This window comes from Oceanobacillus sp. GQ8, assembly GCF_059758495.1.
In genome coordinates this window covers 410,229-424,912 of record NZ_JCAXEV010000001.1, presented here as the reverse complement: position 1 = coordinate 424,912, position 14,684 = coordinate 410,229, and the positions used below count along the sequence as shown (strand labels likewise).

Sequence of the window (14,684 nt, the reverse complement as noted above, 5' to 3'; positions counted from 1 at the left end):
CCCTCCCTACTCTTCATAAACATATTTTAATGCATGTTCCGCTTCAGCGTATGCTGCGTTCTCAGCATAGTCAGTTGCTTCATTTACAATGGAGTTAATTTCGTCTATCATTTCTTTTTCCGATTCATCACTTAACACACCATTTTCCTTTAAGTACGCAGCAAAAGTAATAATAGAATCCTTCTTCCTGGCTTCTTCCACTTCATCACTTTCCCGATACTGACGATCATCATCATCACTTGAATGTGCAGTAAGTCTGTATGAAACTGCTTCAATTAGGGTCGGGCCTTCTCCGTTGATCGCCCTTTCTCTTGCTTCTTTAACAGCTTCATATACAGCTAACGGGTCGTTTCCGTCAACAGTTACTCCAGGCATCCCATAACCAATCGCACGGTCAGAAACATTTTTGCTCGCAATTTGTTTCTCTATTGGAACAGATATGGCATATTTATTGTTTTCTACCATTGTAATAACAGGGAGCTTATGTACCCCTGCAAAGTTCAATCCTTCATGAAAGTCCCCTTGATTAGATGAACCTTCTCCAAGAGTTACAAAAGAAACAAAATCCTTCTTTTCCATTTTTCCAGCTAGTGCCACGCCCACTGCATGTGGTACTTGTGTAGTTACTGGGGAAGAACCACTTAAAATCCTGTTCTTTTTCTGGCCAAAATGTCCAGGCATCTGTCTTCCACCTGAGTTAGGGTCCTCAGCTTTTGCGAAACCTGATAACATCAATTCTTTTGCGGTCATACCAAATGCTAGAACCACACCCATATCTCTGTAATATGGTGCCGTGTAATCTTTTTCCCGATCTAGTGCGAAGGAAGCCCCTACCTGAGCGGCCTCCTGTCCCTGACAGGAAATAACAAATGGAATTTTACCAGCACGATTTAAAAGCCACATGCGCTCATCCAATTTTCTGGCAAGCAGCATGGTTCTAAACATTTCAATAACCTGATCATCAGTCAATCCTAACGCTTCATGACGTTCTTTTCCCAATTTAATAGCCTCCTTTTTCATTAAAACTATCTTTTATCCATGTATCTGCTTTCCTTCTACTGCTAAAGCAGCTTCCCCAACAATCTCAGACAATGTCGGATGTGGATGCACTGTATGGCCAAGCTCCCATGGTGTAGCATCCAATACTTTGGCAAGTCCAGCTTCTGAGATAAGATCCGTTACATGTGGACCAACCATATGAATACCAAGCAAGTCCTCGGTTTTCTTGTCTGCAACTATTTTTACAAAGCCTTCTGATTCCCCGTGAACCAATGCTTTTCCAATTGCTTTAAAAGGAAACTTTCCAACCTTTACTTCATAGCCTTTTTCAGTAGCCTGTTTCTCAGTTAAACCTACGCTTGCCGCCTCAGGGCTTGAATAGATGCAAGAAGGAATATTATCATATTCTAATGCAAGAGGTTTTTCGTCTGCCATATGCTCGACAGCTACAATACCTTCGTGTGATGCCACATGAGCAAGTTGCATTCCACCAATAACATCTCCAATTGCGTATATATGCGATTCTTTCGTTTGGAAGAATGCATTTGTTTTGATAAAGCCATTTTCTAATACAATGTCCGTGTTTTCTATTCCAATGTTGGTTGTATTTGCTTCACGTCCGACAGACACAAGCATTTTATCAGCAATATAGGATTCCACGGCATCCGCTTTTTCTGCTGAAATAGTTACATTGCTGTTAAGTTCAAGACTATCAGGAAGAACCTTTGCGCCTTTAACAAACGTTACTCCTCTTTTTTTCAATTGCTTTTCAACCTCTGATGCAACAGCCTTGTCCTCTGTTGGTAAGATTTGTGTCGCATATTCCAAGACAGTCACCTTTACCCCAAAGTCAGTCAGCATAGAAGCCCATTCAACGCCAATAACGCCGCCTCCAACAATAAGAATAGACTCAGGGAGAGTTTGCATTTTTAAAGCATCATCAGAACTCATGACCATTTCCCCGTCCAGTTCCAACCCAGGAAGTGATTTAGGTTTAGAGCCAGTTGCGATAAGAACATTTTTAGGGACGATCATAGTATTTTCATCCCCGTTAGCATATTCAATGGATATGGTTCCAGGCATTGGAGAAAAAATACTTGGTCCTAAAATACGGCCATAGCCCTGGAAAACATCAATTTTCCCCTTTTTCATTAATCCCTGTACACCTTTATGCAATGTATCAACAATTTTATTCTTTCGTTCTTGTACTTTATTAAAGTTTAAGCTCGGATCCTTCGTTTCCACACCATACTCGGCAGCTTCTTTTGTCTGTCTAAGTACCTCTGCGCTTCTTAAAAGAGCTTTTGATGGAATACAGCCTCTATGCAGGCATGTTCCGCCCAATTCTCCTTTTTCCACGACTGCTACTTGCATTCCTAGCTGGGAGGCACGAATAGCAGCCACATAGCCGCCCGTTCCTCCGCCAAGAATGACTAAATCATATTCTTTTGCCATACAAGAATCGCTCCTCTTTGTCATCATTAGGATAAACTTTAGGTTCTTCTTGCTCCCGAAGCACTCGAAGAACACCCTCGTTAAGTGCCTCTAATTCATTTTCACCAGGGTATACGACCGTATCAGCAATCCAATTTACCCGTTTCATAATCATTTCGGTGAAGGTTTTCCCATAAGCCAACCCACCCGTAAGTACGATTAAATCTACTCTACCCTTAAGAACGGAAGCCATAGAACCGATTTCCTTTGCGATTTGATAAGCCATCGCTTCATATACTTCTTCCGCGTATGTATCTCCGGCTTCAATTCGCTTTTCTACTTCTACTGCATCGTTTGTTTCAAGGTATGCCATTAGGCCACCCTGCCCGACTATTTTTTTCATAATTTCACCAACATAGTACTCTCCGGAGAAGCATAGTGAAACGAGGTCCCCTGCTGGAACCGTTCCCGCACGTTCTGGAGAAAATGGGCCATCGCCATGTAGTCCGTTGTTTACATCTACTACTTTGCCACCTTTATGGGCCCCAATGGTTATTCCACCGCCCATATGTGTGACAATCATATTCATCTCTTCATATGCCTTATCAGCATCGTGGGCTGCCTTTCTTGCTACAGCTTTTTGGTTTAGAGCATGGAAAATACTCTTTCTGGGTATTTCAGGTACTCCTGAGTATCGTGCGATATCAGCAAGTTCATCCACAACCACCGGATCGACAATAAATGCAGGGATGTTTAACCCACTGGCAATTTCATTAGCGATAATTCCTCCAAGGTTTGAAGCATGTTCGCCATTATAACCAGTTTGCAGGTCATGTAGCATGATGTCATTTACCTCATAAGTTCCACCTTCAATGGGTTGTAATAGACCACCCCTGCCGCAAACAGCACTCAATTTGGAAATGTTAATGCCTTCATAGTCTAATTGTTCAAGAATAACGTTTTTTCTAAAATCATATTGATCCATTATGTTGGGATACTGGCTAAGATCTTCCCCACTGTGACGTATTGACTTTTCGAAAATACATATGTCATTCTCAAAAACCCCAATTTTAGTAGAAGTAGAGCCAGGATTAATGACTAAGTTTCTGTAATTTGATTGCAAAGTATTACCCTCCATTGCACACACGATTACCTTCTGCTCAGGATATGGTGGTCATTTAGTAAGAATTGGCTTCTTGAATTTCTTTTCGCTTCAATTCGCTCTTCTGCCATACGATCAGCAGCTACATATGTCGGGATGTTATCTGTTCTGGAAATTTCAAATACTCTTGTTAAACTATCATATATTGTTTCAACTTTTTTCATGGCCCGTTTTTGATTATATCCAACGAGTTCGTCCGCAACATTAATAACACCACCAGAATTTATTACATAATCTGGTGCATAAACGATCCCTTTTTCATGAATGATGTCCCCATGCTTAGAAGACTTAAGCTGATTATTTGCTGATCCAGCAATAATTTTTGCTTTTAATCGATTTATTGTATCATCATTAACCGTTGCACCCAATGCACAAGGTGCATAAATATCACAATCAACATCATAGATATCATCCGGTTCTACGGCTGTTGCATTAAATGCCTCTACAGCTCTCTCAACAGATTGTTTATTGATATCTGTTACAATTAGTTTAGCACCTTCCTCATGTAGGAATTCACAGAGCGCATACGCAACATTTCCTACTCCCTGTATAGCAACTGTTTTGCCTTCTAGTGAATCACTACCATAAGCTTCCATAGCTGCTGCTTTCATACCTTTGTATACGCCGTATGCAGTGACAGGGGAAGGATTGCCTGATGAACCTGATTCAGGTGAAATTCCTGTTACAAAATCTGTTTCAAGGTGAATTAAATCCATATCATGGACAGTAGTTCCAACGTCCTCTGCCGTAATATAACGACCATTTAACCCCTGAATATATCTACCAAAGGCACGGAACATTTCTGGATTCTTATCTTTTTTTGGATCCCCGATAATAACGGTCTTCCCTCCACCGAGATTTAATCCAGCAGCTGCATTTTTATATGTCATTCCTTTAGCAAGCCGAAGTGCATCTTCAATCGCCTCTGCTTCCGATTTATATGTCCACATTCTAGTTCCACCAAGTGCAGGTCCTAAAGTTGTATCATGTATGGCTATAATCGCCTTCAGTCCAGAGCTCTTATCCTGACAAAAAACAAGCTGTTCATAATCATATTTCTCCATATAAGTAAATATTTCCATTATAATTTCCTCCTAAAAAGTAGTTGTGGTAGCTAAAGCTAAAGATAGTGAATATAATTTACTTTTTGCATCATCTGATCTAGATGGCAAAACAATTGGTGCTTTTGCACCACTAACCATAGCTGCCACATTTGCACCTGCAAAGTAAATAAATGATTTATAGAGTGCATTGCCAACATCAATCGTCGGTACTAACAAAATGTCTGGATCCCCTGCGACTTCAGATTGGATACCTTTATGCTTTGCTGCTTCAACAGAAACAGCATTATCAAAAGCTAATGGACCATCGACAATACAATTTTTAATTTGACCACGTTTTTGCATTTGCGTAAGTAATGCTGCATCAACGGTGGACTGCATTGCTTCGTTCACTGTTTCAACAGGTGCTAGGACCGCAACTTTTGGTTTCTCTAAACCGATGCCTCTAGCTACCACCACAGCATTTTTAACAATTTCGGCTTTTTCCTTCAAATTTGGCTTGATGTTCATTGCTGGATCTGTTAAAAATAGCAAGCGGTCACGACCAGGAATTTCAAAAAGCGCCACATGTGATAAAATGTTTCCCGTTCTGAGTCCAAATTCCTTATTTAAAACAGCCTTTAATAGTGTCTTTGTGGAAATATTCCCTTTCATTAAGACATCAGCTTCCTGGTGTGAAACTGCCTTAACAGCAGCTTGAGCCGCTTCATCAGGTGTCGCAGTTTCTTTAACAATAATAAAAGCATTTTCCAAATCGAGGGCAACCTCTTTTGCTGCATCTTTAATTTTCTCCAAGTTACCGAATAGTATAAATGAACATAGATCTTGTTCTAAAGCATCGCGTACAGCCAGTAACACTTCTTTATCTGCTGCATTTGCAATGGAAACGGTTTTTCTGTTTTCTGAATTTCGATTATTTGATATAAGCGCATCTAAACTCTTCAAGTTTGACCTCCTGTCTGCCCAATATATATGTAGCAAATTTCATGCCAACTTCCTTTTGCCGTATTAACGCATAATCAAGGTGCTATTGATTTGACGCAAACATGCAAACATGCAAACTATTGCATGTTGTTTTTTTCAATTTTATATTTTTCCATTTTGTAATAAAGATTACGAATAGAGATTTTTAAATCTTTAGCTGTTTTTGTTTTATTAAAGTTGTTTTGCTTGTATGTTTCGTATATATAAGTACGTTCAAATTTTTCCATAGCCTCTTGGAGTGGTTGTCCTTGCCTTGGACTAAAATTCTGGGTCTCTGTTTCTATCCGAGCTGACTGAAGATCAGGAAGATCTTTTGCTTTTATCTCTTCCTGCGACATGTCCATGTATATCATGGCACGTCCAATTACATTTTCTAGCTCTCTAATATTACCTGGCCAATGGTAGTTCTTTAACTTACTCAGTGCTTCAGCCGAAATCGATTGGACATTACGTCCATAATCTTCGTTGATTTTAAGAATCATATGCTGAACAAGTACAGGCAGGTCAGATAACCTCTCCTTTAGTCTTGGAATGTAAATTGGGAGGCGATTCAACCGATAATAGAGGTCTTCACGAAATGATTTTTTTATTATTGCTTTTTCAAGATTAACATTTGTCGCAGCAATAATACGAACGTTTATGCTAATTGGCTCTGTGCCACCTACCCGCACAATCTCTTGCTCTTGGAGTACACGCAATAACTTCGCTTGCATATTTAAAGATAACTCCCCGATTTCATCAAGGAAAATGCTACCGTTATTTGCTTCTTCAAAGTAGCCCTTTTTCCCACCATGCTTCGCTCCCGAAAACGCTCCCTCTTCATAACCAAATAACTCACTTTCCAAAATCGATTCAGCAATAGCCGCGCAATTTACCCGAATGAATTTATTATGCTTCCTGTCACTTTCATTATGAATTGCGTGGGCAAATAGTTCCTTTCCAGTACCTGACTCACCTCTTAGCAAAACAATTGCTGGTGTTTTGGCTCCTACCTTTGCCTGTTCCAAAGCCAGTTTCATTTCCACTGAATCCCCAAGAATGTCTCGGAATGTATATTTCGCTTCAAGGTTACGAATGATTTGTCTAGCCCGTCTTAGTTCACTCGTTAGCGACTGAATTTCTGAGACATCATGTAAAACACCAACGCTACCCTTAATTTTTCCATCCACGATGATAGGTGCTACGTTGACATAAACATCCTTACGCCCTGGACCAACTTTCATTCTAACTCCTCGAACAGCTCTTCGGGTCTGCAATACCTTTAAATGCATGCTCTCCCCTTCAGAAATATCCACTGTTGCCGGCTTACCGATTATATCCGCTTCTTTTAAACCAGTAATTCGCGTGTAAGCAGGGTTAATCATCATCCCATTCCCGTTTTCATCTACGACGGTAATGGCTTCATCAGACGAATGGATAATAGCCTCTAGCATCGTTTTTATCTCATTTAAATCCGTATTTTCTTCAGCAAGGTTCACAACCTCTGTTATATCTTTAAAAACAGCAAAAGCACCAACCAAATTCTGCTCGGCATCTATAACAGGGATTCTCGTGGTAATGATTTGTTTCCCATTATCAAGCGTTAATTTTTGGTTTACCTCTTTTCGTTTATTGCGAAGAATCTTAGGCAGACGAGTATTTGGTATAACGGTCTGTATATATTTCCCTTCTACTTGTTTTTTTGCTAGGCCAACAATTTGTTCAGCACTTTTATTCACAAACTGAACAACACCTTGGTTATTAACAACAATCATTCCGTCTCGAATGTTATTTAAAATAAGATGTTGATTGTTCATCTGCAACTTTATCCGTTCGAGCAAGGCTTCTTTCTCGTTAAAAAGCTCCGAGATTATGTATGCAACACTTCCTGGGATTACAACTGTTTTTCTGTTTCGTTTGTCAACAATCTCATCCAGTACCTTTTCTTTCCCTGTTGCTTCAATAACAATATCTATATCTTTGTTTATCCACTTTTTCCAGTCATAACCTATTTCAATTCCATACTTCTGGGCAACCTCTAAACCTTCAGCCTGTTTGTCTACATCAATTACTGCTACAATGTTCATCTGATTTGCCTGATAAAGTATGTTTAACAGAATACTACCGCCTTTACCTGCCCCAACGATAAGTACACGCTTCATCTCATCCCACCTTGCATTAATTTGCACAGTTCTATAATACGCTATCATGCATACTTTGGCAAATACCTTTGGGTACATTTAGCGTACAACCTCTGATATAATAATAAGGAATATATAATCCAAGGGGAAATCATATGAGTAGATCACTTGCCTTAATTGTTCTCATTATTCCAGGTATTATTGCAGCATTTGGCATTAAACTTATGAGAGACGCACTTTTTTCTGAATTCTATCCTATTTTTCTACATATAGGTGTACAATTTGTTGTCGGCCTTCTCTTTTTCATTGCAGGCTTAGGTTTCATCGGTGGTTTTATTGTTTATCGAGATCGCAAAAGACAAAAAAATAAAGAACAAACAAAAAAGATGGACAAGTAGCCATCTTTTTTTATGAAAATAGGATCTACCTTTAAGCTCGGCATTCTTCTCTTTTAAACTTCTAGCTAAGAGTGTTAAAACGAAGAGACATCTCTATTGTTTGTTTTGTAGTGTCCATATTTCTGAATGTGTGTTATTATTTTATATAAAAATTATTGATTCAGGAGGCTTTTTATGAAAGTAGCAAAATTTGGGGGAAGCTCGATGGCAACAGCAACCCAACTTCAAAAAGTGGGTAATATAATTCAAGACGACCCCGCAAGAAAAATTATTGTCGTCTCTGCTCCAGGTAAAAGGACACCTGATGATGTAAAAATAACCGATTTATTAATTCAGCTCGGTGAAGCATACATAAATGGTGAATCATATGAGCAAAGCTATGAGAGAGTCATCGATCGTTTTAGAGAGATAACTGAAGACCTTTCGCTTGATATAGCTCTGTTAGAGGACATTGAACAAACAATTAAATCCGTAATAGGTCAAGACACATCTTCAATCTCCAAACTAGATGCCCTAAAGTCTATTGGGGAAGATAGTTCGGCAAAGATTCTTAGTGCTTATCTTTGTTCGATTGGGTTAGATGCTTCTTATATTAATCCAAAGGATGCTGGCATTATTGTGAGTAATGATCCAGGTAATGCACAAATTTTGGATGATAGCTTTGCAAGAATATACAACTTACGTGAAAAAGTCGGAATATTAGTTATACCTGGATTTTTCGGATACACAGAGCAAGGTGAATTAATGACCTTCTCTAGAGGTGGTTCTGATATAACCGGATCCATTGTCGCAGCAGGAGTAAAAGCAACACTCTACGAAAATTTCACAGATGTAGATTCCGTTTATGCGGTTAACCCATCCATCGTAGCAAATCCAAAAGAAATTAAGACATTAACATACAAAGAAATGCGGGAACTTTCCTATGCGGGGTTCTCTGTTTTTCACGACGAAGCTCTTATACCAGCTTTTAAAGAACAAATTCCTGTCTGTATTAAAAATACAAATAAACCTCACTTACCAGGAACAAATATTGTAGCCGAGAAAAAACAAGACGAAAAATGTGTCGTTGGTATTGCAAGTGACACCGGGTTTAGCAGTTTGTATGTAAGTAAATACCTTATGAACAGAGAAATTGGCTTTGGTAGGAAACTACTGAACATTTTAGAGGATGAAGGTGTCTCGTTTGAGCATGCACCGTCTGGTATTGATGACATGTCCGTCATTATACGTGACAGCAAATTAACAAAAGAGAAAGAAGCTAATATTACAAAGCGTATATACGATGAACTACATCCTGACACGATAATCATGCACAGGGACTTGGCTATGATTATGGTGGTAGGAGAAGGCTTAGTCAGCACTGTTGGTGTTGCACAAAAGGCAACTACCGCGCTTGCAAGTGCAAACGTGAATATTGAGATGATTAACCAGGGTTCTTCAGAGGTTTCCATGATGTTTGGGATAAAAGCAGAGGACCTTAACCGTTCTGTAGAATCGCTATATCATGTGTTTTTTGATTAAGTAGTAAAACACTGCAATAATTTGCAGACTCACTCTTATACTACATGATAAAAAAGAAAAAGACGATTCACCTCAAGGGAATCATCTTTTTCTTTTTATTATGTTGCTTTAACTCGCTTTATGCTCTAATCTCAAACGATCTGCAACCATTGCAATAAATTCGGAATTCGTTGGCTTTGCTTTTGTAATGGAGATGGTATAACCAAATAAAGCGGAAATTGAATCTATATTTCCCCTGCTCCAAGCTACTTCGATGGCATGGCGAATCGCCCTCTCAACCCGGGAAGCTGTTGTGTTAAACTTCTTAGCAATATCCGGATAAAGAACCTTGGTAATTGAACCAAGCAATTCTATGTCGTTATATACCATCGTAATCGCCTCTCGCAAATACATGTAGCCTTTAATATGAGCAGGAACACCAATTTCATGAATAATATTCGTAATGCTCGCTTCAAGATCTTGCTTTTTTCTTTCCTTACGTACCACCTTTTTGGCAGCTGAAGGCATGGAGTTTGTTCCCTGAACCTGACGAACCTGGTCAGCTAAATTGTCAAGATCAAACGGTTTTAATATAAAATAGGAAGCACCTAAATCTACGGCCTTTTTCATTACTTCCTCTTGGCCAAATGCTGTTAGCATAATTACATTTGGCTTGTTGCCGTCCATTCCTCGAACTGTATTTAAAACGGCAAGACCGTCAACATGTGGCATAATAATATCTAATATTAACACGTCGGGTTCATGGTCTTCTAACATTGTAAGACAATCTCTGCCATTAAATGCTGTACCAATCACCTCGATATCTTCTTGCTCTTCAAAGTAATCCTCCATTAACTGCACTAACTCCCTGTTATCATCCACCAAACAAACCGAAATTTTATCCACTCAAAAGCTCCTCCTTTATGTAATAAACTCTTCTTATTCTTACTTATTCTACACAACTTCTAAATATCCTTTATTTATTTAAAAAACTTTGGCTTTTTCTACAAATACTAGAAATATCATCGTTTTACTACGGGTTACGCTATGATTCGATAAATTTATACATGTTTTGTCGAAAAATATTTACAATGTTAGTATAACATAATGTGGCGTTATGTTTTCTGTTAATTACAAAAAAAGTGACTTGGATGGAAAATATCCATACAAGTCACTACTTTAACCCGCTTTTTGCTCATCTCTTGTTTGCTTATAAATATTAACTCCTGCATCTTGAAGCATCCATTCAATATGAACACCATATCCTGATGTCGGATCATTAACGAAAACGTGCGTCACCGCCCCAATTATCTTACCATCTTGTATGATAGGACTACCGCTCATGCCCTGAACAATCCCTCCTGTCTTTTTCAGGAGCTCCTTATCTGTAACCTGAATGACCATTCCTTTTGTTGCCGGGAATTTTTGAGGAACAGAGCTTACTACCTCAATATCAAATTCCTCCACTTTTTCATCCTCAAGTACAGTCAAGATCTTTGCTGGTCCTTCTTTTACTTCATGGGATAAAGCTACTGGCAGAGGTTTGTCATTTTTGCCATTTTTAATGGTCTCTTCCAACTTACCAAATATGCCAAACGGTGTATTTTTTGTTATGGATCCAATTTGGTTTTCCTTCACAGAAAATCTTGCTTGTTTTTCACCGGGGACGCCATTATTTCCTTTTTCTATTGCCGTAACTGTCGATTTTACAATGGTACCGTCGTGTATCTCTATAGGTTTTTTCGTATCCATATCTGATATAACATGCCCTAAAGCACCATATTTCTTCGATTTCGGTTCATAAAACGTCATCGTCCCAATTCCCGCTGCCGAATCCCTGATATATAGACCAATTTTATAATCTTCTTCCTTATCGTCTAATACAGGAGTCAGTTTCGTATCGATTATTTCCTTGCCCCTTTTTATTTTTACATCCAATGACTTATTTTGTTGACCAGCTTTTTCTACAAATGGTCTAACTTCCTTCATTTCTTTGATGGGTTTCCCATCAATCTCCAACAAAACATCGCCAACCTTAATTTTTGCTTCTTCACCTGGAGATAGTGACTTATCTGCGACATTTACCAAGTGATGTCCAACAACCAAAACACCTTGGGTGTGAAGTTGTACCCCAATGGATTGCCCTCCTGGAATTACTTTCATATCATCTAAAACAGAGACATCAACTTTTTTTATTGGCAAGCCTGCAACTTCATACATAAGCTGACTATTTCCAGAATCCTTCGTTTCAAAAACAGAACTATCTACGGCCTGTACAGCTTGACTGCTTGAGGCAATGTGTGATTTCTCTCCTAAATTGGGCAGTTCAATCGGAGACTCGTTATGAAAAGTAACAATTTCATCGGGAATGGATAGATACTGCTTTACAGGGGATATAAAGGGTATGGATAATACGAAAGCAAACAATATCGAGCCAACCCATAGTCGTATTTTATTTTCTTGTGGTTTCAAGTTTCCATTCACTCTCCTCGTTCCTAACCCATACCAGCAACTTATTTATTTGTGTACTTCTAATTTGACCGAACAAGACCTGTTTTAAACTGGTGAAACCTAAGCAAGATGTGTAACATTTCCTTTTTTAAAACCTTTAATTATTGTATAACCTTTTATAAAGGAGCTTTCCTCGTATGCATTCACGACAAGTTGGAAGAAATTCGCATATGTATCAAAACCTCTGTAGTTTCCGAAGGCTTAATTAAAGCAAAATAAAAAAGCCAGTTATTATAGCATCTGACTTTTCAAGAAAAAATATCCTTTTTATTTGGATTTAAATGTAAGAGCCATGTCCAGTAATTCCTTGGCATGATCCTTGGCAGTTTCAGTAAGCTTCGTGCCTGTGATCATTCTACTCAATTCCACCACTTGTTGATCAGTCGTCAATTCTTCAACTTTTGTAGCAGTACGGTTGTTACTCTCAGCTTTTTCAATTAGTTTATGTGTATCAGCCATGGCTGCTACCTGTGGCAAGTGAGTAATACATAACACCTGAGAACTATTTGATATTTGATAAATCTTCTCTGCAATAGCTTGAGCTACACGTCCGCTTACTCCAGTATCTACTTCATCAAATATAACACTAGTTACACCCTGATGTTTGGCAAAGATTTTTTTCAGCGCCAGCATAATCCGTGATAATTCCCCACCTGATGCTACTTTATGAAGATCTTTCAACGGCTCGCCTGCATTTGTAGAAATCAAAAAGCGCACTCTATCAAAACCATTCTTATGCAACTTTTGCTTTTGCTCATCGAATCCCACTTCATCATGATTCGTTTGTTGAAATGATATTGAAAAAGTCGCCTTCTCTAAATATAGATCTTTTAACTCGTTCTTAATTTCATCCATTAATGCATTCGCGTTTTCTACTCGTATGTCATGTAACTGTTTGGCCTCAAGAAATGCATCCTTCTTAACTTCCTCTATTTGTTCAGAAAGTTTAGCGAGGTGGGAATCTTTATTGGTTATTTCTTCAATTTCTTCTTCTATCTTCGCCATATAATGAAGAATATCATTAACAGTAGGTCCGTATTTCTTCTTTAATCTGTTAATTTCATTTAATCTGGACTCTACTTCATTTAGCCTACCCGGATTATACTGCTGTGATTCACTATAGTTCCTCAAAGAATAGGTTAATTCCTCCAGGGCATAATAATGATTGGAAATTTCCTCAGCTTTATCACTAATAAACGAATCAAAGTTACTGCTTACATCTAACGCCGTACGGGCAGTGTTCACCCATTCAAGACCTTTTTGTTCTCCATATAAGGCATTGTAAGCATCTTGCAAAGCCGTATAAATTTTTTCGAAGTTAGCTAAAGATATTCGTTCCTCTTCAAGCGCCGTATCTTCATTTGGTTCCAAATTAGCTTGTTCTAGCTCTTGGAGCTGGAACTCCAATAAATCTAGACGATGGGCCATTTCTTGTTCATTTTCACTTAGTTCTTTATACCTTGTCTTTAGATTACTAAGACGTTCATAAAGGTAGCTGTATTCTTTCTTTGTAGGTTTCATCGCTTCCGGATCATAAAGATCGAGCAACTCTAAATGGCTTTCAGGGTCCATTAAAGACTGTGTTTCATGCTGACTGTGAATATCGATTAATGTTTTGCCAAATTCACGCAGTATACCTAAAGTCACAAGCTTGCTATTAACCCGACATATACTTTTACCATTCGAGGTTATGGTCCGTTGAAGAACGACTTGTTCATCAGATATCTCAATACCAAAATCCCTGCCCACTTGATAAATGGGATGCTCTTTTCTATCTAGAGTAAACAAACCTTCGATCTCAGCCTTTTTAGCTCCATGGCGAACAAATTCAACAGATCCTCTGCCACCTGCTAATAATTGAACTGCATCAATTATAATAGACTTACCAGCACCAGTTTCTCCTGTCAGCACAGTTAACCCCTCATTAAATGTTATGGATATTTGATCAATAATTGCAAAATCCCGAATAGATAATTCTGTTAACATATATAACATTCATCTCCATTTTAGAAATAATCATTAGAGCATTGTTAAAAATCGTTCCTTAATTAGTGCTGCGTTCTCTTCTGTTCTGCAAATAATTAGGCATGTATCATCACCACAGATTGTTCCCATAATTTCTTCCCAATCAAGATTATCAATCAATGCGCCAACTGCTTGTGCATTTCCTGGTAGTGTTTTAAGGATAATCAGATGACTCGCATGTTCTATTTTCACAAAAGCATCCATGACGAGTCTTTTTAGCTTGTCTAGTGGGTTAAATCGTTGATCTGCAGGAAGACTGTACTTATATTTTCCGTTGGAAGCAGGTACCTTTACTAGATGGAGTTCTTTTATATCACGTGAAACCGTTGCTTGGGTGACTTTATAGTCTAATCTCTTTAGCCGATCAACCAGATCATCCTGTGTTTCGATTTCATTTTCTGTTATTAACTCACGAATTTTAATATGACGTTGTATTTTACTCATATAACACCTCTTCATTTTCTATAAAGTGAAACTTCAATCAGTGGAG

At 38.5% G+C, this 14,684-nt stretch carries 12 protein-coding genes; 2 read left to right on the top strand and 10 right to left on the bottom strand.

Annotated features, from left to right (window positions below; translation table 11 throughout):
- Positions 1-6: 6 nt before the first annotated feature.
- From AC6CHS_RS02260 to AC6CHS_RS02235, 6 genes are all read right to left on the bottom strand, one after another.
- Positions 7-1,020, bottom strand: coding sequence for a thiamine pyrophosphate-dependent dehydrogenase E1 component subunit alpha (locus AC6CHS_RS02260; RefSeq protein ID WP_058949847.1), 1,014 nt, complete (start codon positions 1,018-1,020; stop codon positions 7-9).
- 12 nt (positions 1,021-1,032) lie between these two features.
- On the bottom strand, positions 1,033-2,454 hold the full coding sequence (lpdA, locus tag AC6CHS_RS02255) for a dihydrolipoyl dehydrogenase (protein WP_498233809.1): 1,422 nt from the start codon (positions 2,452-2,454) through the stop codon (positions 1,033-1,035).
- Positions 2,438-3,571 carry a butyrate kinase gene (buk, locus tag AC6CHS_RS02250; protein WP_498233808.1) on the bottom strand — a complete coding sequence of 378 codons (1,134 nt, stop codon included), beginning with the start codon at positions 3,569-3,571 and terminating at the stop codon, positions 2,438-2,440. The genes lpdA and buk overlap by 17 nt, the downstream gene beginning before the upstream one ends.
- Before the next feature lie 11 nt (positions 3,572-3,582).
- Positions 3,583-4,677 (bottom strand): branched-chain amino acid dehydrogenase, encoded by a 1,095-nt coding sequence (gene bcd, locus AC6CHS_RS02245; protein ID WP_498233807.1) that lies wholly within the window; start codon positions 4,675-4,677, stop codon positions 3,583-3,585.
- 12 nt (positions 4,678-4,689) lie between these two features.
- Positions 4,690-5,601, bottom strand: coding sequence for a phosphate butyryltransferase (gene yqiS / locus AC6CHS_RS02240; protein WP_498233806.1), 912 nt, complete (start codon positions 5,599-5,601; stop codon positions 4,690-4,692).
- 116 nt (positions 5,602-5,717) lie between these two features.
- Complete coding sequence (locus tag AC6CHS_RS02235; protein WP_498233805.1) at positions 5,718-7,781, bottom strand: sigma 54-interacting transcriptional regulator; 2,064 nt, start codon at positions 7,779-7,781, stop codon at positions 5,718-5,720.
- Positions 7,782-7,915: 134 nt separating this feature from the next.
- On the opposite strand from AC6CHS_RS02235, the gene AC6CHS_RS02230 reads away from it, so the two are divergent.
- Together AC6CHS_RS02230 and AC6CHS_RS02225 are read left to right on the top strand one after the other, a co-directional pair.
- Positions 7,916-8,158, top strand: coding sequence for a DUF2627 domain-containing protein (locus tag AC6CHS_RS02230; protein WP_498233804.1), 243 nt, complete (start codon positions 7,916-7,918; stop codon positions 8,156-8,158).
- A 174-nt stretch (positions 8,159-8,332) separates the two neighbouring features.
- Positions 8,333-9,679, top strand: a complete 1,347-nt coding sequence (locus tag AC6CHS_RS02225; protein WP_498233803.1) for an aspartate kinase — start codon at positions 8,333-8,335, stop codon at positions 9,677-9,679.
- A 108-nt stretch (positions 9,680-9,787) separates the two neighbouring features.
- On the opposite strand, the gene spo0A is transcribed toward AC6CHS_RS02225, so the two are convergent.
- From spo0A to ahrC, 4 genes are all read right to left on the bottom strand, one after another.
- On the bottom strand, positions 9,788-10,564 hold the full coding sequence (gene spo0A / locus AC6CHS_RS02220; protein ID WP_498233802.1) for a sporulation transcription factor Spo0A: 777 nt from the start codon (positions 10,562-10,564) through the stop codon (positions 9,788-9,790).
- A gap of 273 nt (positions 10,565-10,837) precedes the next feature.
- A complete protein-coding gene (gene spoIVB, locus AC6CHS_RS02215) occupies positions 10,838-12,130 on the bottom strand; it encodes a SpoIVB peptidase (RefSeq protein ID WP_498233801.1) in 1,293 nt (430 codons plus the stop codon).
- A gap of 306 nt (positions 12,131-12,436) precedes the next feature.
- A complete protein-coding gene (gene recN, locus AC6CHS_RS02210; protein WP_498233800.1) occupies positions 12,437-14,155 on the bottom strand; it encodes a DNA repair protein RecN in 1,719 nt (572 codons plus the stop codon).
- Between the two features lie 33 nt (positions 14,156-14,188).
- On the bottom strand, positions 14,189-14,638 hold the full coding sequence (ahrC, locus tag AC6CHS_RS02205) for a transcriptional regulator AhrC/ArgR (RefSeq protein WP_036572680.1): 450 nt from the start codon (positions 14,636-14,638) through the stop codon (positions 14,189-14,191).
- Positions 14,639-14,684: the final 46 nt, after the last annotated feature.